The following is a 21,670-nucleotide window of genomic DNA, read 5'->3' on the forward strand; positions in this document are numbered from 1 at the left end:
TTATCAAAGGATATGAAGCATGAAGAAATCACGCAAAGTGTCATTACAAACAAAAATAGTAAGCTTAATTATTACGTTAATTTTATTTGTCGTTCTCCTATTAGCGGGAATATTTGTGTACATTCAGTCCGTTGATACAAAGCGCCAAGTGGAACAGTTAGCACTGCAGACAGCTAAATCTCTTTCTTTTATGCCAGCTATAAAAGATGCGTTTCAAAATAACGAGCATAAAAGTACGATCCAATCCATTGCGGAACAAGTTCGTGAGCAAGCTAGTGCAGATTATGTCATTATAGAAGATCGCTTTGGGGTTATGTATTCCCATTCTAATTCGGAGTTAATTGGCACAAAGAGTAACAATCCATATAACTATGAAGCACTTACTTTTGGAGGCTATTATACGCTTGAAGGAAATGGTGAAAGTGGTCCTGCTTTAATGGCGAAGGCGCCCATTATTGTTCATAACGGAGACTACGATCAAGTCGTAGGTGTTGTGACAGTAGAGTTTTTAATAAAAGGTATTGAATCTAACATACTGAGCAGAACGAAAGAAATTATACTCTTTTCTTTAGCTGTATTATTAGCCGGCATTGTTGGTGGCATTCTTTTAGCACGTAGCATTCGGAAAGATACACTCGGTTTAGAACCGAATGAAATCGCAGCGCTATACCGGGAACGAAGTGCGATATTACTATCTATAAAAGAAGGAATTATCGCCATTGATCAAAACGGTTTTATTACGATGATGAACACTTCGGCAGAAGAGATGCTTCATGTAAATGGTGATTATATGCAGCAGCACATTTCAAAAGTTTTACCGGAATTTAATATGGAAAGAGTGCTAGAAAACGATCAAGAAATCGCGTTTCAAGATAAAGTGTTTATTTTAAACATGACACCAATACTCGAAAATAACAGTACTGTAGGCGGTGTATGTAGTTTTAGAGATAAAACAGAACTGCAAAACTTAGTGAATACAATATCTGAGGTAAGAAAGTATTCGGAGGACTTACGCGCTCAAACACATGAATTTACAAATAAGCTTTTCGTCTTATCGGGATTACTTCAGTTAGGACATTACAAAGAAGCGATTGAATTTATCCAGCAAGAATCTAATATTCATCAAAGCCAAAACCATATTTTATTCCATCAAATTCATGATGCGAAAGTACAAGCTATTTTATTAGGGAAAATCGGAACGGCATCTGAGAAGAAAATCGATTTTCATATTGAAGAAGATAGTGCGCTTCATCCGTTACCAGACCATATAAAAGTTTCGCACCTTATTACGATCCTTGGAAATATAATCGACAATGCGTTTGATGCGGTGAGTGAGCAAGAGGAAAAGAATGTTTCCTTCTTTGTGACGGATATTGGGCACGATATTGTGTTTGAAGTGATAGATAGTGGAGCAGGGATACCAGCTGAAAAAATCACGACCATTTTTCAAAAAGGATTTTCAACGAAAGGAAATGATCGTGGTTACGGACTAGCAAACGTAAAAGAAATGGTAGATCTACTAGGGGGAACAATTGAAATTCAAAACGAGAAAAACGGGGGAGCTATTTTTACAATTTACCTTCCGAAAACATTGAGAGAAAGTACAAGACAAACAGGGGGATGGGCATATGTTGAAGGTTGCCATTGCAGAAGATGATTTCCGCGTCGCGCAAATTCAGGAAGAGTTTTTATTAAAAATAAAGGACGTAAAAGTGATTGGAAAAGCATTGAACGCGAAAGAAACGATGGAACTACTACAAGGGGAAGAAATCGATTTACTTCTATTAGATAATTATTTACCAGACGGAATCGGCACAGACTTATTGCCGAAAATCCATGCTGATTTTCCAAACGTTGATGTCATTATGGTTACTGCGGCAAATGAAAACCATATGTTAGAAAAAGCAATTCGAAATGGCGTAAGCAACTACCTTATAAAACCGGTCACGTTAGAAAAATTCGTTCGCACAATTGAAGACTATAAAAGAAAGAAACAATTATTACATAGTAACAATGAAGTGAATCAAACACTCATTGATAACTTCTTCGGCATTTCGCAAACACAAGACATGAAAAACTTACCGACAGGTGTCGATCCGTTAACATTGCAAAAAGTGAAAGGGATTATAAAAGGATTCGAAGCGGGCATTACAATAGAAGAAATGGGAGAACAAATGGGTGCCTCCAGAACAACCGCAAGAAGATACTTAGAATATTTAGTAGCGATAAACGAATGCACAGTAGAGTACACATACGGCATTATCGGACGACCAGAACGAAAATATCGCATAGGACGAGGACTATGAAAAAACGATTATTACTATGTATATGGATCATGACAGGAGTAATAGCTGGTTGTTCCGTAGAGAAAACCCACACGAATAAAGTGAAAATAGAAGAAGTAGAAATCGTTGCACCAAACGTTCAAGGAGCAGGATGGGACTTAACGGCGCGAGCGATGCAAAAAACGCTAACAGAAGAAAAAATCTTCACGAAACCAATCACTGTCACAAACAAAGTAGGTGGTAGCGGTGACGTCGGATGGAAATATATGAAACAAAAAGGTGGTCACGTACTGGCGATTAACTCAAGCTTACTCATAACGAACAACCTACTAGGCCACAGTAAACTAACATATAAAGACTTCACACCGCTCGCAACACTTGCGTCAGACTGGGAAGTCGTTGTCGTATCAAACGAATCAAACATAGAAAACGCAAAACAACTAATGGAACAACTAAAACAAAACAAGGAAAACTTCAAAATCGGTGTTGCCCCCGGCCTAGGAAACGACGATCACCTATCCTTCGTACAAGTAAGCAAAGCATTCGACATAAACCCTGCCGAACTACAATTTTTTGTCTACGAAAACAAAGAAAAAATCATAAACGCCCTAACGAACAAACAAATCAGCGCCGCAACCATGACCCTATCCGAAGCCGAAAAGCAATACAAAGCCGGCAAAATAAAAATACTAGCCGTATCCGCACCAAAACGGCTAGACCGCCTACCAGAAATCCCAACATGGAAAGAACAAGGAATCAACGTCATATTCCAGCACTGGAAAGGAATTATGGGTCCGAAAGATATGACGGAGGAAGAGGTTGCTTATTGGGATAGTATTATTAAGAAGATGGTTGAGAGTGATAGTTGGAAGGGGATTTTGAGGGAGCGGGGTTGGAATTCTTATTATAAGGATAGTGGGGAGAGTAGGGTGTTTTTGGAGGAGAGTAGTCAGGAGTATGGGGAGTTAGTGGGGGATTAAATCATACGGTTTGAAGTATGATTTTTCTTTTGTGAATAATTTGATTAAATAGTGGTAATTATAATTTTTGTGACGGTGGGGGTAAAAGTGTTAGGTTAACTCATGATTGTATTGGTTAAATTAACAAGGCAAGTCGAGGATATTCAAGGTGATAAAACTTATTTGATTATAAACAAGAATGATAAAAGATTAGACGTTGAAATTAAATTTTCACGTGAGCTTTGAACTTCTTAAGAATGTTTTTGAGGGGATTTATCGCTATGTGTACGGTAAAGAGAGGAGATTTTGGACAAGCAAGTGAATGTAATGCTTTCTTTTCACGGATTCCATTTGTGAATGTGACTAAATCAGCAGCTATTACATTTAATATATACTATTTTGACATGGACGGATTTATTGGTTGCTGTGAATTTATTGTTTTGTAGAATTTTATCCATATATAGTGGGAGTAATTCATTTAAAATTAAGTCTAATATATATGAATAAAAAAAATCGTGAATTCTCTTCAAAGGAAGATTCACGTTTTTTTTGTTTTTGGAAAGGAATGATTAAAGGTAGTATTCAGGAAGAAGTATAAAAGAATGGAGTTAATGAGGGTGTAGTTGAAAAGTTAGGTAAAACATACTGCGCTTATTCTAAATCACCCCCAGCTTGTATCAATATGTCAAATCGAAATGTTTATAAAAAATAAAAAACTATACCCAGAAATTGAATTTCATTTAGGAGTAAAAGGAGGAGTGTATACAGTAAGAATAATCTTATAAAGAAAAGGAACAGAAACAAAAAAGATATAGAGGAACCTATATCTTATCAAAGTACTTTACACTAAACTGCTCAGCTTTTGACAGCTGGTTTATAAGCTGGTTGTCAAACTCATCATCAAAATAATGATTTGTATAAAGCAGATCTATCTCTTGCAAAGGGAAGTTTAGCAGTTCGTTCAGCTGATTTTGATCATTATAGCTGTCTAAAAATACACCGATTATTTTATGAGTGGTTTCTAGATTTTTAATTGTTTTTTTTACATTTTCAATGGAATTTTCTACACTCTCATTTTTTTGTTGTCGGTAATAAAGCACTGTTTTTGACACTAGTCTAACCTCCCTAAATAGGGGTAATTTAAAAAGAACTTAAAAATATTATCACATAAAATTACAATAATACAAATAAACTTTGATAAAAATAATATTTTTAGTGGACAAACAAATAAGTGTTCGGTATAATTTGTGTCATAAACAGGACAAATAGACCTGAAGGAGACACGATATGGAATATTCTAAAATTAAAGAGAAACGAGAGAGACTTGGTCTGACTCAAAAAGAGTTTGCAGATGCTTTAGAAATGGGGAGAAATGGAGACAGAACACTAAGAAGATGGGAAAATGGAGAATCTTATCCTTCTCCATTGGAGTATAAATCCATTATGGAATATCCGGAAGAACCTCCCTTCATGTTTAAAGGAACCCCACGTTTTACTATGATTGATTTATTTGCTGGGATAGGGGGAATTAGACTAGCCTTTCAAAAGCATGGGGGGTTATCAGTCTTCGCTTCTGAATGGGACAAATTTGCTGCTAAAACTTATAGAATAAATTATGGTGAAGAACCCGCTGGTGATATTACTGAGATTCCTACTAATCAAATTCCTGAACATAATATTCTTTTGGGTGGTTTCCCATGTCAGCCATTCTCGCAAGCTGGTCTAAAAAAAGGATTTGAAGATACAAGAGGTACACTTTTCTTTGAAATTGCTACAATTCTAAAGGAAAGAAGACCACAGGCGTTTTTATTGGAAAATGTTAAACAATTAAGAGGCCATGATAAAGGTAGGACATTAGAAACAATATTAAAAGTTTTAAGAGAAGAATTAGACTATACTGTTTACTACGATGTTTTACGTGCTGCTGATTTTGGGGTTCCACAAAACAGAGAACGTATTTATATAGTAGGTTTTTATAATCCGCTTGGGGGGAAATCAATACCTTTTTCATTTCCTAAACCTACAAATAAACCTACTAGACTAGGAGACATTTTAGAAGAAAATGTTGATGAAAAATACACGATTTCTGATAAATTATATCAAGGGCATTTAAGAAGAAAACAAGAGCATAAAGAAAAAGGAAATGGTTTTGGTTTCTCACTATTTAACTCAGAAAGCCCCTATACTAATACTATTAGCGCCCGTTATTATAAGGATGGTAGTGAGATTCTTATTGATCAGGGTCCTGATAAAAACCCAAGAAAGTTAACTCCAAGAGAGTGCGCGCGTTTACAAGGATTTCCGAAAGAATTTTTAATACCCGTTTCAGATACCCAAGCTTATAGGCAGTTTGGAAATTCAGTAGCAATGCCAGTGGTTGAATTAGTTGCTAAAAATATGGTTGATGCAATAGAAAATAGTGTTGGTTTTCAATATAGTAATAATCAACAGAATTTAGTGGAAAATAGATAAAATAAAAGGATTCCTGCTCATAAAGGAATCCTTTTTAGAGTTGCAGATTACTTATAATTTCTAAAAACAACCCAATTCCCCTTTGCTAATCACCCTAAAACTATTGCAACCTTCTCTAGTGTAAGTATCTATATGTGTTCTAATACTTGAGAATTGTAAACGAGCTTGCGAGAATAGGTATATATTTTACTGATTATTTATTTACAATATTAGTTTCTTTTAGTGCAGTAGCATGTTTGTTTGCTAGTTCATAAATGATTAGTTTTTTATATTTTCAATAACATTCTTTTCCCCCTTGTCACTCGTAATTACATCAAAGTTCCCATACTCCTTTTTACTAGATAGTAACAAAAACTTATTTTTTAATTATTATGGTCTATATGAACAACCCGAAAGACTATATAATGAAAATATCTTTTACAATTGGAGGAATATAAGTGCTTAGAGATCTAAATGAACTAACTAGAAGGACAAAAGAAAGTTATAAAAATACATTTTTTAACAATGATTTTAAACTCAATAGAGATTTTAAGGACAGATTCAGCCGAGCTATGGAAGCTAAAAATAATGAAATACAATATTTCAACTATTCTGCAGAGATAACAATCAATAAGGGCAATAAAATCTTTTGTCCTAATCAGTGGTTTTACCTCGCTACATTTGTTGTTCCCTACCTTAGTGAGCTTCTTAAATATAAAAGAATAATAGACAAATTGGCCAATAGCAGTGTGAACGGTATGCCAAAAAATAGTTTTATGGAAAAAATCAAAAACTTAAAGGGAAAAGATATTGATGAAGTTGCTCCGCAAATAAAAGAGGCGATAATCAATTATTTCGGAGAAGACATAGAGAGTGGCAATTTCTTATGCAAGTTTTTAACAGAATATGACTGGTGGCTTGGCAGCAAAACAATCGATAGAAGTGATTTTTTTTACTCCCCAGTCCTTAACTTACTCGGAGTAGTAAATGTAAGTCAGAGCTACGTTGCAGAAATTGCCTTGCTTTTAGCTTCTGATTCAGAATTGATGAACAGCGCCCGCCATTTACAGGAGCAGGAGTTTAGGGAATCTGATGTCCTTCCTGGAGAAAATTTAATAGTTTATGGTGCGCCTGGAACAGGGAAGAGTCACTACTTGAAGGAGAATTTCTCAAACAGTACTAGAGTCGTTTTTCATTCCGAGTACTCATACTATGATTTTGTTGGCAGTTACAAACCTGTTCCGCTCTACTTGCAAACAGGCACAACTATAAGGCGATTAAATGGTCAAATTTTTGATAATGGTGAGCCTAGAATTGACTATCAATTTGTTCCTGGTCCATTCATCAATGTATTATTACTTGCTTTACGAAGTCCTAACCAGACATTCACTCTTTTAATAGAAGAAATAAACAGAGCAAATGCACCAGTTGTTTTTGGTGATATATTTCAGTTGTTGGACAGAAAAACAGATGGAACCAGTGAATATTGCATTCAGCCAAACCAGGATTTATATAATTATTTACTTTCACTTGAGGATATTGGCGATAAATTTGTGGAAGGTTTATTTCTTCCTGCAAATATGAATATTGTTGCTACCATGAATAGTGCAGATCAAGGAGTTTATGTACTTGATTCAGCCTTTAAACGCCGATGGAAATTTAAATACATACCAATAAGAGAAGTGGGATTTAAACATGAAAACCACTTAATAAATTATGCGGGTAATACTTTCTCGTGGAGAGTAATTCTTTCGGCCATTAATAAAAAGCTTAAAGATCTTCAGATTAATGAGGACCGACTAATTGGCCCATATTTTATTAGTCCAGAAGAAATTGAAGACATCAGTAATTTTTCATCGAAACTGTTAATTTACCTTTGGGATGATGTTGTTCGATACAAAAGAAGAGAGTTTTTTAATCCGGATATCAGAACGTACTCTGATTTAGTTGCCAAGTTCTTTGATAATGAGGATATCATGGGTATCACAGAGGATATGTGTTTATTGCTTAATGAGGAACAACTTCAGGCAGAAGAGGAAATTGAAGTAGAACAAGAGGGGTTAGAAGGCAGCTTGAGAAATGATGTGGTATCAGAATGAGGAAAGAACTCAATTTTGGCGGTGGAATAGAGTGGCAATAGAAAATGCATACCATACATTTATTGAGTATAAGGAATATCCAAATACTTTCCCAGAAGAACTTTTAGGTATCTGGCTGAAAAAAGGGATATGTATTTTGAAGAGGGATAGGATCATATTTAAAGTTACAGGACTGTTGATTTATAAAAACACATTTTTTATTATTTTTCCGAAATCCTATGAATTACCGGCTTTGGACTTAGATGAAAAAAAGCATATTGAGGTACTAGCCAAAACCTTATTAAAATATAGAAATGAAGCGGTGTTAGATCCGCTTGAATCTGAATTGTTAGACGGAGAAAAGGGTCAACATAAAGGAAACCTTATTACAGTTTATCACCTAATTCAAGATTTTCTTCAAAACGGTTATCTAATCAAAAAAATGTGCGTAAAGGCGGCAAATCAGACTGGTGTGATTGATTGGGCATCAACTATCAACAAAAAACAACCTGTTTTTTCAGGAAGTTCTATAATATATATCGATCCTATTTATAAGAAAATAATAGTTGACGAGCAAAACTTATTGTTAAAACTCCACAGGTTTTGTGTTTACCAAGGGATTAAAAATTACGGTTGGTTATTGGGAATATCTTCAGGTTTTGTAGAACCAGAGGAAGATCTTTTGAGTAATTATGACTTGGATTTTATATTGAGTTTTTTGAACAAAGAATTAAATGACACTTTTGTGGAGAGAGAAACTAATGTAATAACTTTGCTTATCCAATACTTTTCCGGTATCAATCCAGAGAACCCTGAAGAAAATATTGAAACATTGGCTACCCCCTACTTTCAAAATGTTTGGGAAACAATGTGCAGTGTTAACTTTAATAATCAATACCATTTACTCAAACAAATGATTCCAAAGTTAAAATGGGAAATCGGCAGTAATGCTCCTGTCAAATCTCAGAGGCCGGATTTGATGATAATAAGAGAAAAAACGTTATATATACTTGATGCAAAGTATTATAATATTGAAAAAAATCTTCCGGGTTGGGGGGATATTGTTAAACAGTTATTTTATGCTTATACTATTCGTGAGAATATTCAGTCTAAAAAAGACTTGATGCCTCACTTGAAATTGGATAATATCACTAGGACCTATAATGCTTTTTTGTTTCCGTCAAGTGAATTAGAAGCTATTAAGTATGAAGGAAAAGTTGAAGTTGAGGGAAATGATCAGTTGGGTGATGTAAAAGCTTTTAAGGTAAATACTTTTTTTATGATGAAGTGCTATATAGGAATTGAAAAATTTTCTTATATAAATAATTTTATTAAGGTAAGTAGTGAAATAATATAAGCTGAGAAGATCATTACTAAATTTAATTTCGGAAGTTTCACTGTAGTGACATAAGAAATACTTTTTTCAGTTGTTCCATTACTTATTTTACTTATTATATTAAAAAGGATTCAGCGCCTAAAATAAAAGGTCAGCGAATCCTTTTTAATACATGAATTGTCTATCCAAAAAAATATTTAGAAAATCTTCTGCAGTTTCTTTCTTCTTCGCATTTTCAATCACAACATCTACATTAAATCCTTCTAAATCCCTTAGAACAGTAAGTTGCTTTTGTTTCTCAAAGTCCATATGCTTTTTCAGCCTTTGGTGAGATTCAGCGAGATGTACAAGTTGATATTGGATAAGACTATTTTTTTTACAGAAGGCAATAAAATAGTGAGTTATTCGTATATTGAGTTATATTTAAAAATGAATCTGAAGACATTTTGTAAGTCTGTTGAGTTCTCACTTAGTGTGTTGGTGACGCAGAAACCACCCTTATTTACAAACTGACACTCGGTAAATTTCCAATACAACTCAAATAATTGACATGCTGAAGACCATTAAGTGAGTTAAAGTGTCAGCAATTTACTAATGGAGTTCGAGACCAATTACATAAATCTAAATAAGTCCATCTTTCATCTTATTGGATAGAATTTATTATGCTATCTACGAGACAGGTGTAAACTAAACATGTTGAGTTTCAAAAAATACATCTACATCCTATTTTTGATGTTAGTGAGTAAATTTATAATTTGGGTAATTTATCCATTAGAGGTGTTTTGATGTAGAAATCAATATTTTGAAGAGAAAGATTTGAATTAGATTAACATGGTACAATATTCCTGTGAGTTTATGAAGGATAAAAAGTAAAGAGATTTTTATAATACAATTCGAGTGAGCCAGAACTATATATGTATCAGTATTTTAATTAGAAAAGGTGAGGGATAGTGATTAGTAATCAGGGATTTTTAATCCATTTTCCAGAAATCGTTTTATTTAGCGACAACGCTAAAGTAAAAAGAGACTATGAGGATTTTAAACAATTTTTTACTGAAGAAAAAGTTAACGCTGAATATGAAATATGGGAATTTAAATTAGATTCCAATCAGTACCTATTATCTATTAGAGATAAGGAAGTAAGTCTACACTTAGAATATTCTTTAAATAAAATGGAAGGAGAAAGTTCAACTAGAGAAAAAGCTTTGAAATATTTTATACAAAAATATGGAGACAGCTTTGTTAAATATAGCGGAAAGATGGCTGTATGCTCTTATTCGAGTTTTAGAAGAGGAGTATCTAAGAAAAATCCTTTGAAAAAGAGATATCACAGTGTTAAAGGTTTATTTAAAAAGGCTAAATTAGAGATTGTTGAACCAAATGAATCTAAACAGATTTCAATTATAAAAAGATTAGAACCTAAGAAAAGGTCTAGGGAATTCGACTCTTACGAAGAGGGTGTTAGAGATAAAGCTATATATGAGTATCTATTCAATTCTAGAACCCATCGCTGGTTAGACGGAAATATTATAGGTCTGAACCCTGACGAGAGTCGTGGATATCAAGCAATGGGAATATTGCATTTCATTGGATTGAAAGATAAGCATAAAGGGATATTTAAGAATTTGAGTATTGGAGAAGCTATAAATTTACTAGAACAACAGGACGATGATTTTAGTGTAGTTATTCAATCTCTTCGAAGATATGAACAACGAGATACCGTTGATAGGAACACAGTAGTGGGGTCTCTAGAAGATGATTATACTGAATTAAAATCAATTGTAGCGGTTACGCCAGAAAATATTGAGGTAACAGAGACTGAAAGAGAGCAAGTTATTAAATCTAGAATAGGTCAATCAACCTTTAAGAAAGAACTATTAAATATTGAAAAGAAATGTAGGTTATGTGGTATAGCAGATGAAAGATTTTTAGTAGCTAGTCATATTAGGCCATGGAGTCAATCAAGTAATCAAGAACGGTTAGATGTTAATAATGGATTACTATTATGTCCTAATCATGATGCGTTGTTTGATAAGGGGTATATTAGTTTTGAGGATGAGGGAACAATTATGATTTCAGCTACTTTGGGTGAAGCTACAAAAGTTTTTCTTAATATCAATGATAAGTTAAGAATTCAAATCAACGAGGTTCAACAACAATACATGAAATGGCATAGGGAAAACTTATTTATAAAGTGATTATTGAAAAGGGCCGTCCAATACATTTATCATTTTCTGCGATTTATTCAAACAAGGTTATAGGAGGATTGTTTCAGATGAATGACTTAATTAAAGATATAATATACTCTTCTATTATGAATTTATTAAAAAACCAAACAGAAATTTTTGAAAATACGGACCAGACGAATTTAACAGAGTGGAATCTTAGTCATCATTTATCTAATGAAATTAAAAAATATATCTTTTGGTTAGATTATGATCTGGATGTAACAAAACGTAATTATCGTAATAATAGACCAGATATCATTTTTCATAGAAGACAGGTCAACACATTTAATTTTTTAGTAGTAGAATTGAAAAAATCTAGATATGATAATCAATCTGATGTAAAAAAGATAAAAGAAGATTGGATGAGTGAACCACTAAATTATAGATTTGGGGCATACATTAATATCTGGGGTGTAGGTAAATATAAAGCAATATTATTTGAAAAAGACGGGAAAAAATCTGATGTAAATGAATTGTGCAATTATATTCATGTACCTAATTTAAGCAATGAAGTGTTGTTACAATACAAAGAACTTATTGATGGGAGTAAGTCTATCAATAATGATATTGAATTAATGAAAAATTTATCTTTAATAGATAGTCAGATATACAATATATATGCAAAAGATAACAGTTATTTGACTTTGAAATAAATTTAGTTATAGGTTAAAAAGAGATAATTGAAGATCCTTTAAATCAATGGATAAATTACATTTAAGGTAAAAAATATTGTAAATATGAAATACATAATAAAATTTTGATTTCAGTAGATTTTTGGGGATTAAAGGAAGAGAAAGTCTTGTTCTTTGTTACATGATTTTTATAACTATTCATACATCCTCTCCCTTTATTCCTTAACCAGGAGTATAAATATTCCTAAGTTTTAAACCCTTTTACTTTAATAACTTAGGGATTTAGATTTTGTTTGTATTGTATAGGCTTTGGCATAAGAACCATCAAATTCTGTCACTTTGAGGTTGTTACCTTCTAATATTTTGGATGTTTCATTGCAAACTAGAATCCCTCCGCCTGTTTTGCTTATCCCTTCACAGAGGTGAGAGGCTAAGTTTACTGCTGAACCTATAAGCTTTCTTCTTCTTTCATTTGGATGTCTAACTAATCCAATTTGACTAAATTGTTTACGTTTTAACGCTTCTGACCGATTCATAATCTTTTTTAGCATGTTCCAGTCCTTCTATATGTTTAATTCTCCTCCGATTCTTCCAGAAGAACGTCCAGAGACGTAATTGAATATATTACATTAAATAATCTCAAAGCGTCAACTCGTTTCCAGTTACTCGGAATGTCTCGACCATGTAGCACCCAGTCCCTATTGATAATAGGGTATCTTTCTGGATTTTTATCAAAATTTCCACTCTTGAACACTTCATTAAAAAGCTCAAGTACAGATACGTATATAATTATATAGATATCGTCGTGAGCAACATCCTGTTTTACTTTCTCATATTGATTTCTCAAATTAGTTCTGTTACTGAACTTTCTATATTTTTGAAACTTTGGAGATACAAGCATATGTGCAAGACCTTCAATAATAATGAACAGGCTTGGAATTGCAATGTAATACTGTTCTTTCTCATAATTCTCAAAACATTGTTCTAAGAGTTCTTTCCAACCCAGAATGAACTCATGGGTAAGAATGTCTTGCTTCATCTTTGCATAGTTCCCATTCGTTGAATAAAATTCTTCAAATTCCCTTTCTAGTTCCTTATGACTTTCAATATTAGCAAGATATGCAATCATAGAATGTGACATCATTTGCGGAAAAGTCCATCCTTTTTTAGATACTATCTCAGCAGATTCCAAAGCATCCCTCCTTTGCTTTTCCCAGAAGTCAAAATCAAAAAATGGTGAGAACATCTCTTGTAGTTGCTCTTCTGTCCAATTATGCTTCTTAAACAGAGCGTACATCTTTTGTAATTCCTCGTCTTCTTCGCCTCCATCGAGTAACACTTGAAATATTTGTTCAGCTTTTGATGGAGAAATCTTCATTTTCCGAGATACTCTTTCTTCATACTGCTTTTGATAAAACTCTTTGTTCTCCTTCCAGTCCGTTAAAACTTCTTGTTTCCCATTTTTCATGCTGTTCCTCCTCTTTAATATCTCGATTCAATGATACTGCAAATTTTGGTGAATATCGAAAAAATTTGGTATTTATGCAATGCGAACAATTGTATAATAGTCCTATATATTCCAATTTGGCGACAAAGAGGTCTTCTACTCGTATAAATTGGGTAAGTCAGGTCATTGTCAGAAATGTTACAATGGATATGTGGAAGTAGAATTGGGGCGAATGAACCTATATTTTTAGTAAGGGAATTAGGAAACCACTAGTAGCTTAAATGAAGATATAATAAAAAGCAGTTAGAATCCTCGCATTCTATTGTGAAATAAATGAATGGAGTAGTGAGTATGGCGAATAGAGATGAAAAATTCGGTAATAAGCTATCGGCATTATTCAAAGAATATCCTTTGGAGTTTTTATTAAAATTGTGTATTCCTATTTTTTTATTTGCAGGTGGTGGTGGAATATGGTTGAACGAAAGGTTCAATGATAGTAAGGTTACAGAAAATGAAAGTTTAAAAAAAGAAAATGAAAGTTTGAAAAGGAAAAATGAAAAATTAAAAAAAGAATATGATATTGATGGTAATATGATTTATGAGACTGCTAATCCATTGAAAGAAAATCAAAGTATAACTGTTTTAAAAGGAAAGGTAACTATATTAATACACGACATTCGGCCAGATGCTGTTACTTTTGAATTTAGTTATGAAGGAAAATCTAATTTAGAAATGGATGAAAGATGGAAAGAGGGTTCTAAAATACATAGAATTCCATTTGAACATGAGGGGAAATCTTATTTTATTGTAGTAAATGAGATTAATGATGAGGGAGTAAGTTTTTCTGTTCATTTGAAGGAATAGAATCTTTTATTCTTTGGTAATAGACACTTCCAATAGTTAAAATTCTTTATCGTATGCATCTATTATTAGTTAGTATATAGAGTTTGATTATAGATTATTTTAAAGTATTTAACTGGTTTTTACTCAAAATCATGTTCTTCAAAAGATATTAAAAGAGGGGTGTTCCAAATGGGAATCGCTCCGTATTCGAGATGTAGAAGTTATGATGTATCAATGTTTTCAAACATAGAAGTGCTACAAGAACGAGTGAAATAAGATTTAAGCTGGCATCCAAATTAAATTGGGTGTCTTTTTGGGGTTTTCGAAATCAGCAAGCAATGCCTTCACAGAAACATGTTCTACAATTTGCACTGTAGTTTCCATTATTTCTTCCTGTAGGGGTACTAGTCTTCTTTGTTTATATATAGCCTCAAAAAAGCTCATCTGGATAGATACTTCTCTCGGATGCTTATTAGAATAACTTATTTAGCAGATTAAATCTCTCGTTATTTTCCTTCAACTTGTTAGAAAACATCTTCAAGTTACATTCAGCTATCTTTATGCTGATATAACGTAAATTTCTAATCTATAATACCAAGATTATCCGCTATAATTAAATTACCATATACAGCACAGTTAAGGACTTCAAGGAGGCTCTTAACAATGAAAGTAAGCGTCAACAAAGATAAGAAAACAGGAAAGTATTTTTATATTGTAGATATTGGTATTGATCCTTTAACAGATAGAAAAAAGCAAAAGAAGAAAAGGGGATTTACTACCAAAAAAGAAGCAGAAAATGCTTTAACAAAGCTGCTCTCAGAAGTTCATACTGGAACATACGTAGAACCTAGTAAGCTGCTTTATGATGAATATCTTGAGAGTTGGTTTAATACAAAGAAGCACAGCGTTGGTATCCCAACAGCAAAGGTACTGAAAGGGTATTTAAACAGTCGTATCATTTCTTCACTAGGCAATGCCAAAAGCTGGCCAAGTTAACATCAATGCATATGCAAAACTACGTCAATTTATTACGAGGCAAGGGTTTAAAGCGAGGAACAATTGAGAAGATAACCAAAATCATTAGGAACTCTCTTGAGCATGCAATAGATTTGGGGTTAATTACTAAGAATGTTGCAGCTAAAACGAAGTTGCCTAAAGCTGATAAGGAAGAGCTAACTGTGTGGAATGAACAGGAAGTACAGTTGTTTTTAAAGGATGCACAGGATAGCAGGTATTCTATTGTCTTTCATATGGCTCTTGCGACTGGAATGAGGCAAAGGAAATTGTTAGGCTTGCGGTGGAAAGATGTTGATTTAGAAAAAAGGTATTAAGCCATTATCCAAACCTTAATTTATGATGGAAAGGCGAAATCAAGTTTAAGGAAAATATTATTATCTGCATTAACATTAGCTATAAGGAAGGTGACCAATTCTGTGACCACTGGCTATATGGAGAGTGTGAACGGAAAATAAAAAACTACATCAAATATTAATTTGACACGATTTTTAAAACTATGATCCCGGAGAGGTTCGAACTCACGACCTCCACCCTGTCAAGGAAGTGAAATGATTTTAAAGTGTATTAAAACCTAATTTTAAAGGGATTTATCCGTTATGCAACTGAAGATGAATTTTTTGAACTTCGCCATTTCGTCACTACTACTGTGTTGCCAACAACTAGCACTCTAAAGCCTAATATTTCTTTGAAGTTTTCAATATCGCTGTTACATTGGTTTCTAAAACATCCCTTACATAATTTCAACAAAAAAGAGTAACAGCCTCAACTATTACCCTCATCCCTATATCTTCGTCTAGGTATCTCTAATTCATCTATAGTATCATACAATAATTTCTTTCCTATTCTAGCCTTACTTAATATGTTATGTATTACTTCGCCTTGTAAATACATTTGAATAGCAATATCAATTCTATCTCTATTATTGCTAAAGCGACTAGGGATTCTAGTTGGTATTCCTAATTTATGTACTGTATTAAAAAGTGTTTTCTTATGAATACGTGTTTTTTTATAAATCTCGTGAATTTTCACGCCATCTTGATACAATTGAATAGCCTTATCTAACCTATTTTCCAAAGTATCTAATGACGGTTTTCTAGTTTCAACACCACGTATTTTTAAGTGCTTATACAAAGAATTTTCAGATAAATTTGTATAATCTGTTATCTCTTTTTTTGTAGCCCCTGCTTTATACATTTTTATAGCTTCATTCAACCTGTTAGTAAAAGATATATAATAACTACTGTTATTATAATGAGTTGGTACTTCTTTAGGATTTTCAAAACACCAGTAATAATATTCTCTATATTTTTCTAGTGTCATACTATTCCTTTTAGCTACTTCAGTCATTACCTCATAAAATTGTTCCAGCGTAAAACTTAAGCGACTATAATTGCTTTCAGCCCATTCGAAAATATTATAAGCCTGTTTACTGCTATTTAATGTACTAGCCAAAGGTATTATATTTTCGTAGACAGTTCCACTATGACCAGTAGCTAAAGGGATGACATGGTCTAAGTGTAGATTATTTGTTGAACCTGTAAGACAGCACTTACCTTTATACATATTCATTATTGTTGTATAGTCTTCGTTATCAAAATCGTTAACCATGTTTCTTTTCTTAGCCCTGTAAATATGTCCGGAGTACAAACTCCTCTCATAACGTTCTTGAGATATACGTTTTAACTCCTCTGCAGTGGGTTTAGGTTTTCTATGTTTATTATCTCTATTCCATTTTGTTGCACGTTCGATAGCTTTACATTTGTTTTTATCTTTACCATACCACTTCTTTATTCTCTTATTACTACATTCTTTACAGTTAGTCCCCCTACCCCTAAATCGTTTAGAACTAACACAGAATTCTGCTTCGCGTTTAATACTATCACACGTTTTACAATCTAAATATACATTTCCTAAATTATCTTCATAGGCATTTCGCCCCTTTTTTGTAGTTTCAAGTATCCTTAATTGCAAATAATCACCCTTATTTCTTTATATTTGTAATTTTTCGAGATACAGTCATACCTAATTTATCATCAATACATTATAGGCAGAAAAATTAACTTTTAATCTTACTCCCACTATTTTTCGAATGAATATTACCATCATTATTATGGGTGCTACCGTTAGGAGTATCAGTTGTATTTTTAGTATTTTCTTAATCCGCCTATAAAACCTATCAAGGTAAATGTCTTATTTTATCTATATTGGTGTTACTAAATTTTTCTATACATTCCCCTTGCACCTCCCCCAACGTCACCCCCTAACCTAAAGAAGACAAATCAAAAAGGGGGACCAAACCACTCATGAAAACCACCACAAAAGAAAAAAGAAACGCCATCATCATGCTACTACTCTCAGCCGCAATAGGAATCTTTTCACCACTACTCATGTACATCACGCTAGCACGTAAAAATGAGGTGTACAAATACCATTGTCGAAAGGCGTTTAATTTTCATTTGTTAATCTTTCTTCTATTTAATATTAGTTCGCGTATTAGTGATGTTTTGTTTTGGATTGTATTTGCCTTTGAGGTTGTTCAAGTGATCATTGTTGCGTGGAAAGTAATACGCGATGAACCCTATCGTTATTCCATTCGGCTTCCGTTATTTAAAGAAGATAAGTATGTAGTGGAAGGAGAATAGGTGATGAAACAAGAAGTGGAGATGAAGGGAAAGAGAATTTTTATCATGGTCACTGTGTTGTTTATTGCGATTTATATTGTTTTACGAAAAAGAAAATATGAGTACTTTTATGATGGTATTAGCGAGTATGAAAATCGTTATAGAAGTAATGGTCCTTTTTTATTGATTGTTATAGGCTTGTTTCAATATTCCAGGCAATGAGATGAGCTTTTCTCAGATGTTTCAGTATGCGAAAGAGAAGTTAGCGGAGTAGGTGATGATATGGCGTGGAGGATTAGTGAGTTTGCAAGTGTTGGGGATGTTACGGTACGGACGCTTCGTTATTATGACAAGATTAATTTATTAAAGCCGAGCGATTATACTGAGGGTGGGCATCGGTTATATACGAAAGATGATTTGTATGTGCTGCAGCAAATTCAATCGTTTAAGCATCTCGGTTTTTCGCTTGGTGAAATTCAAAATACTATATTGCAGCGTGATATAGAGACAGAAGAGTTTTTAAAGAAAATACATTTTCAAAGAGAGATGCTTTTGGCAGAGCAAGAAAGAATTGCGAAGGTACTTTCGCATATGGATGAGATGACGAAGAAGTTTCAAAAGGAAGAACGAGTGGACATCGCTTTATTTTCTTCGTTTTTGCAAACTTTTATATGGGAGAAAGAAAATAAGGAATGGTTAGAGGAACATTTTTCGAAGGATAGTGTTCAATCTTTTTATAATAATAAGGAATTAAAAGAAAAGTTTGATCGACGTTTTATGGATGTGATAGGGAAGTTGAAAAAGTATAAGGAAGAAGAGAAGGATCCGAGTCATCATGACGTTCAAGTTACCTTGAAGGAATTTTTCAATTTAATAGAAGAAGTAACGAACTATCTTGATACCCCTCCAAGTGATATAGAGAGTATAATCCAAAAATCAAACCTCCCACTATCCGAATTCCCAACCCTCTTCACAACCGAAGAAGAAAACTATATAAAAGAAGCAATTCAGCAGTTTAACACCTAGTTAAACTGCTTTTCCATTATAATAGAAAAATCAAACGGAGGGACCCCCATGCCAACCTACAACAAACTAATCCGAAACAAAATCCCACAAATAATAAAAGCTAACGGAAAAACACCCACAACAAGAATCCTACCCGAAGAAGAATACATAAAAGAACTATGCAAAAAAACAGAAGAAGAACTAACCGAATATCTAGAAGCAACAACAAAAGAACATAAACAAGAAGAACTATCCGACCTCCTAGAACTAATAAACACCCCAGCCAAACACAAATGCACAACACTAAAAAAATCAACAACATCCGTAAAAAGAAAGCAAAAGAACGAGGCGGCTTCTCAAATCGAGTCTTCCTAATCGAAGTAACCGACAACTAGCCCCTTACATACCCCTCCCAAGCCCCTACCAAGTAATAAATCACTAAGAAAAAACACAACAAAACAAAAACACCAACAAACACCGTAGTAGTAGTCAAAAATTTTTTTTGAAATAACACGCCAAAAACCCACCCTTCCTTCCTATATATAGTACAAAGAGGAATTTTTCATTTTTGAATGAGAATGGGAGGAATTGGGATGGCGGTGTATCGTAATGTGCAGGTGAATTTTTGGCAGGATGATTTTGTTTTGGATTTGACGCCGGAGGAGCGGTATTTTTATGTTTATTTGTTAACTTGTTCGAAGACGACGCAGTGTGGGATTTTTCCTTTTCCGAAGCGTTTAGCTGAGATGGAGACGGGTTATAATCGGGAGACTGTTGATAAGCTTGTGCAGCGTTTTGTTGATTATGGGAAGATTCTTTATGATGCGGATACTCGGGAGTTATTCGTTTTGAATTGGCTTCGTTATAATCCTGTGACGAATACGAATGTGGAGAAGTGTGTGCTTCGTGAGCTTAAGGGTGTGAAGAATAAGGAGTTTGTACATATGTTTCTTCAGAAGTGCGTAGAGGAGGAGCTGAGTGTTCCGATGCTTTTAGCACATTTCGGTATGCCTGATGATTTGGCTGTGGATGATGTTGAGCCGATTTGCGAGGAGACAGAGGAAGAAGAGGTTGTAGAGGAAGAAACGGGAAGTGGCGTGTTTTCTTTTTATGAGCAACATTTTGGTAGTTTGTCTCCGCATACGGTGGAGGAACTGAGTGCGTGGATGGAAGATTTGTCAGAGGAGCTTGTGCTGAAGGCTCTTCAAATTGCGTTTGAGAATAATAAGCGGACGGTTGCTTATGTGAAGGGCATTTTGAGAGGGTGGCACGGGAAAGGTTTTACGAAAGTGTGTGAGGTGGAGGCTGATACGGCTAAGTTTCGGAAGAAGGATTCGTCTGTTAGTACGGGGGAGACGGAGGAGTTTTTGGCGAGGTGTGAGGAGTGGGAGAAGAATGCGCCGTCTGAGGAAGAGTTACAGCGCTTTTTAGCGGAGCGCGGGTGGCGTCCATGAGTATTCAAAATGTGGAGGCGGAAAAGACGGTGTTAGGTTCTCTATTACTTGATGGAGAGCTTATTAAGGAGCGCCGTTTGACGGAGCAGTATTTTTCTCTGTCAGTGCATAAGTCTATATTTCAGTTAATGCGAAAAATGGAAGAAGAGGGGCAACCAATTGATCTTGTGACGTTCATTTCTAGGATAGATCCGAAGTTTTTAGAGGGGATCGGGGGAATGGAGTATTTTATAGGGTTAATGGATGGTGTGCCTACAACTGCCAACTTCTCTTATTATGAGGGGCTTGTTCGAGGTGCTTGGAAAATGTATCAGGCGGGTGTTCTCGGGTATAAGATGGGAGAGCGTCTTATTGCGGAGAAGAATGAGAAGATTATTGGTGAGACGATTACGGCACTTTGTGAGTTAGAGGAAAAGGACTGTGTATGTGAGTTTGATTTGAAGGATGCGTTAGTTGATTTATATGAAGAGCTGCATCAAGATGCGAAAGAGATTACTGGTATTGAGACTGGTTATACATCGCTAAATAAAATGACGTGCGGATTGCAGGAAGGTGATTTTGTCGTCCTTGGTGCACGTCCTTCTATGGGGAAGACTGCGTTTGCGTTAAATGTTGGACTGCATGCGGCGAAGTCTGGAGCGGCGGTTGGATTGTTTTCATTAGAGATGAGTAGTAAGCAATTGTTAAAAAGGATGGCGTCTTGCGTAGGTGAAGTGTCAGGAGGTAGGCTGAAAAATCCGAAGCATCGTTTTGCGATAGAGGACTGGGAAAAGGTGAGTAAGGCGTTTGCGGAAATCGGGGAATTACCATTTGAGATTTACGATAACGCAGGCATTTCGGTGCAAGATATTTGGATGCAAACTCGTAAGTTAAAGAGGAAGCATGGAGACAAAAAGCTTTTAGTCATTGTAGATTACTTGCAGCTTATTACGGGCGATCCGAAGCATAAGGGCAATCGATTTCAAGAGATTAGTGAAATTTCTCGTAAGCTTAAAGTATTAGCACGTGAATTAAATGTTTGTGTAGTAGCATTATCGCAATTATCTCGTTCCGTAGAAGCACGTCAAGATAAGCGCCCTCTTTTATCTGATTTAAGAGAGACAGGACAAATTGAACAAGATGCGGATGTCATTATGCTTATGTATCGCGAAGATTATTACGATAAGGAAACGATGCAGAAAGAGATGACGGAGATTCATGTCGCGAAGCACCGGAATGGGCCTGTGGGGAGTTTTAAGCTGAGGTTTTTGAAGGAGTTTGGGCGGTTTGTGGAGGGGAAATAGTTGAAAGACTTGAGTATGACTTTGCAAATAA

The 21,670-nt window shown here is 34.5% G+C and carries 18 protein-coding genes and 4 pseudogenes; 17 read left to right on the forward strand and 5 right to left on the reverse strand.

The window, feature by feature from the left end:
* Window positions 1–19: 19 nt before the first annotated feature.
* The 4 genes and pseudogenes from MKX31_RS02940 to MKX31_RS02955 form a co-directional block, all read left to right on the forward strand.
* Window positions 20–1,657 carry a sensor histidine kinase gene (locus MKX31_RS02940; RefSeq protein WP_340979910.1) on the forward strand — a complete coding sequence of 546 codons (1,638 nt, stop codon included), beginning with the start codon at window positions 20–22 and terminating at the stop codon, window positions 1,655–1,657.
* The gene (locus tag MKX31_RS02945) at window positions 1,629–2,306 is read left to right on the forward strand and encodes a response regulator (RefSeq protein ID WP_064473743.1); all 678 of its coding nucleotides are present in this window, start codon (window positions 1,629–1,631) and stop codon (window positions 2,304–2,306) included. Before MKX31_RS02940 ends, MKX31_RS02945 begins: the two co-directional genes overlap by 29 nt.
* On the forward strand, window positions 2,303–3,265 hold the full coding sequence (locus MKX31_RS02950) for a tripartite tricarboxylate transporter substrate binding protein (RefSeq protein ID WP_340979912.1): 963 nt from the start codon (window positions 2,303–2,305) through the stop codon (window positions 3,263–3,265). The genes MKX31_RS02945 and MKX31_RS02950 overlap by 4 nt, the downstream gene beginning before the upstream one ends.
* A gap of 102 nt (window positions 3,266–3,367) precedes the next feature.
* Window positions 3,368–3,648: pseudogene (locus MKX31_RS02955) on the forward strand (MrcB family domain-containing protein); the annotation flags it as partial.
* Between the two features lie 417 nt (window positions 3,649–4,065).
* On the opposite strand, the gene MKX31_RS02960 reads toward MKX31_RS02955, so the two are convergent.
* Complete coding sequence (locus MKX31_RS02960) at window positions 4,066–4,356, reverse strand: hypothetical protein (RefSeq protein WP_098633285.1); 291 nt, start codon at window positions 4,354–4,356, stop codon at window positions 4,066–4,068.
* A gap of 175 nt (window positions 4,357–4,531) precedes the next feature.
* On the opposite strand from MKX31_RS02960, the gene dcm reads away from it, so the two are divergent.
* The 3 genes from dcm (at window position 4,532) to MKX31_RS02975 (ending at window position 9,130) form a co-directional block, all read left to right on the forward strand.
* The gene (dcm, locus tag MKX31_RS02965) at window positions 4,532–5,716 is read left to right on the forward strand and encodes a DNA (cytosine-5-)-methyltransferase (protein WP_340979913.1); all 1,185 of its coding nucleotides are present in this window, start codon (window positions 4,532–4,534) and stop codon (window positions 5,714–5,716) included.
* 437 nt (window positions 5,717–6,153) lie between these two features.
* A complete protein-coding gene (locus MKX31_RS02970; protein WP_098633283.1) occupies window positions 6,154–7,794 on the forward strand; it encodes an AAA family ATPase in 1,641 nt (546 codons plus the stop codon).
* Complete coding sequence (locus MKX31_RS02975) at window positions 7,775–9,130, forward strand: LlaJI family restriction endonuclease (RefSeq protein ID WP_098633282.1); 1,356 nt, start codon at window positions 7,775–7,777, stop codon at window positions 9,128–9,130. The genes MKX31_RS02970 and MKX31_RS02975 overlap by 20 nt, the downstream gene beginning before the upstream one ends.
* A gap of 144 nt (window positions 9,131–9,274) precedes the next feature.
* Here the strand turns inward: MKX31_RS02975 and MKX31_RS02980 are convergent, their stop codons facing one another.
* Complete coding sequence (locus MKX31_RS02980; RefSeq protein WP_158227756.1) at window positions 9,275–9,418, reverse strand: hypothetical protein; 144 nt, start codon at window positions 9,416–9,418, stop codon at window positions 9,275–9,277.
* 641 nt (window positions 9,419–10,059) lie between these two features.
* On the opposite strand from MKX31_RS02980, the gene MKX31_RS02985 reads away from it, so the two are divergent.
* A complete protein-coding gene (locus tag MKX31_RS02985; protein WP_340979916.1) occupies window positions 10,060–11,307 on the forward strand; it encodes an HNH endonuclease in 1,248 nt (415 codons plus the stop codon).
* A 77-nt stretch (window positions 11,308–11,384) separates the two neighbouring features.
* Complete coding sequence (locus MKX31_RS02990; protein WP_340979918.1) at window positions 11,385–11,990, forward strand: hypothetical protein; 606 nt, start codon at window positions 11,385–11,387, stop codon at window positions 11,988–11,990.
* 245 nt (window positions 11,991–12,235) lie between these two features.
* Here MKX31_RS02990 and MKX31_RS02995 read toward each other — a convergent pair whose 3' ends face one another.
* A complete protein-coding gene (locus tag MKX31_RS02995; RefSeq protein ID WP_240380633.1) occupies window positions 12,236–12,520 on the reverse strand; it encodes a hypothetical protein in 285 nt (94 codons plus the stop codon).
* 20 nt (window positions 12,521–12,540) lie between these two features.
* Window positions 12,541–13,437: a hypothetical protein gene (locus MKX31_RS03000; protein WP_340979919.1), complete on the reverse strand. Its 897-nt coding sequence runs from the start codon at window positions 13,435–13,437 to the stop codon at window positions 12,541–12,543.
* A gap of 330 nt (window positions 13,438–13,767) precedes the next feature.
* On the opposite strand from MKX31_RS03000, the gene MKX31_RS03005 reads away from it, so the two are divergent.
* Together MKX31_RS03005 and MKX31_RS03010 are read left to right on the forward strand one after the other, a co-directional pair.
* The gene (locus tag MKX31_RS03005; RefSeq protein ID WP_340979920.1) at window positions 13,768–14,280 is read left to right on the forward strand and encodes a hypothetical protein; all 513 of its coding nucleotides are present in this window, start codon (window positions 13,768–13,770) and stop codon (window positions 14,278–14,280) included.
* A 642-nt stretch (window positions 14,281–14,922) separates the two neighbouring features.
* Window positions 14,923–15,695, forward strand: a pseudogene (locus MKX31_RS03010) (site-specific integrase); the annotation flags it as partial.
* Between the two features lie 343 nt (window positions 15,696–16,038).
* Here MKX31_RS03010 and MKX31_RS03015 read toward each other — a convergent pair.
* On the reverse strand, window positions 16,039–17,247 hold the full coding sequence (locus MKX31_RS03015) for a hypothetical protein (protein ID WP_340979921.1): 1,209 nt from the start codon (window positions 17,245–17,247) through the stop codon (window positions 16,039–16,041).
* Window positions 17,248–17,579: 332 nt separating this feature from the next.
* Between MKX31_RS03015 and MKX31_RS03020 the strand changes: the two genes are divergently transcribed.
* The 6 genes and pseudogenes from MKX31_RS03020 to dnaB all read left to right on the forward strand — a co-directional run bounded on the left by MKX31_RS03020 (window position 17,580) and on the right by dnaB (window position 21,639).
* Entirely contained in the window at window positions 17,580–17,918 is a 339-nt protein-coding gene (locus MKX31_RS03020; protein WP_240380637.1) for a DUF4870 domain-containing protein, read from the forward strand.
* Between the two features lie 3 nt (window positions 17,919–17,921).
* A pseudogene (locus tag MKX31_RS03025) lies at window positions 17,922–18,171 on the forward strand (hypothetical protein).
* An 8-nt stretch (window positions 18,172–18,179) separates the two neighbouring features.
* Window positions 18,180–18,923: a MerR family transcriptional regulator gene (locus MKX31_RS03030; protein WP_340979922.1), complete on the forward strand. Its 744-nt coding sequence runs from the start codon at window positions 18,180–18,182 to the stop codon at window positions 18,921–18,923.
* Window positions 18,924–18,971: 48 nt separating this feature from the next.
* Window positions 18,972–19,297, forward strand: a pseudogene (locus MKX31_RS03035) (nucleoside triphosphate pyrophosphohydrolase).
* 198 nt (window positions 19,298–19,495) lie between these two features.
* Window positions 19,496–20,356, forward strand: a complete 861-nt coding sequence (locus MKX31_RS03040; RefSeq protein WP_340979923.1) for a DnaD domain-containing protein — start codon at window positions 19,496–19,498, stop codon at window positions 20,354–20,356.
* Complete coding sequence (gene dnaB, locus MKX31_RS03045; RefSeq protein ID WP_340979925.1) at window positions 20,353–21,639, forward strand: replicative DNA helicase; 1,287 nt, start codon at window positions 20,353–20,355, stop codon at window positions 21,637–21,639. The genes MKX31_RS03040 and dnaB overlap by 4 nt, the downstream gene beginning before the upstream one ends.
* Window positions 21,640–21,670 lie beyond the last annotated feature (31 nt).

It is taken from the genome of Bacillus sp. FSL M8-0063 (assembly GCF_038005545.1).
Classification (GTDB): domain Bacteria; phylum Bacillota; class Bacilli; order Bacillales; family Bacillaceae_G; genus Bacillus_A; species Bacillus_A wiedmannii.

Coding starts and splice junctions, on each gene's coding strand:
- MKX31_RS03020 (WP_240380637.1), top strand. CDS start 17,580: ATGAAAACCACCACAAAAGAAAAAAGAAACGCCATCATCATGCTACTA.
- MKX31_RS03000 (WP_340979919.1), bottom strand. CDS start 13,437: ATGAAAAATGGGAAACAAGAAGTTTTAACGGACTGGAAGGAGAACAAA.
- MKX31_RS02975 (WP_098633282.1), top strand. CDS start 7,775: ATGATGTGGTATCAGAATGAGGAAAGAACTCAATTTTGGCGGTGGAAT.
- MKX31_RS02945 (WP_064473743.1), top strand. CDS start 1,629: ATGTTGAAGGTTGCCATTGCAGAAGATGATTTCCGCGTCGCGCAAATT.
- MKX31_RS03030 (WP_340979922.1), top strand. CDS start 18,180: ATGGCGTGGAGGATTAGTGAGTTTGCAAGTGTTGGGGATGTTACGGTA.
- MKX31_RS02990 (WP_340979918.1), top strand. CDS start 11,385: ATGAATGACTTAATTAAAGATATAATATACTCTTCTATTATGAATTTA.
- MKX31_RS03005 (WP_340979920.1), top strand. CDS start 13,768: ATGGCGAATAGAGATGAAAAATTCGGTAATAAGCTATCGGCATTATTC.
- MKX31_RS03040 (WP_340979923.1), top strand. CDS start 19,496: ATGGCGGTGTATCGTAATGTGCAGGTGAATTTTTGGCAGGATGATTTT.
- MKX31_RS02940 (WP_340979910.1), top strand. CDS start 20: ATGAAGAAATCACGCAAAGTGTCATTACAAACAAAAATAGTAAGCTTA.
- MKX31_RS02995 (WP_240380633.1), bottom strand. CDS start 12,520: ATGCTAAAAAAGATTATGAATCGGTCAGAAGCGTTAAAACGTAAACAA.
- MKX31_RS02950 (WP_340979912.1), top strand. CDS start 2,303: ATGAAAAAACGATTATTACTATGTATATGGATCATGACAGGAGTAATA.
- dcm (WP_340979913.1), top strand. CDS start 4,532: ATGGAATATTCTAAAATTAAAGAGAAACGAGAGAGACTTGGTCTGACT.
- MKX31_RS02980 (WP_158227756.1), bottom strand. CDS start 9,418: ATGGACTTTGAGAAACAAAAGCAACTTACTGTTCTAAGGGATTTAGAA.
- dnaB (WP_340979925.1), top strand. CDS start 20,353: ATGAGTATTCAAAATGTGGAGGCGGAAAAGACGGTGTTAGGTTCTCTA.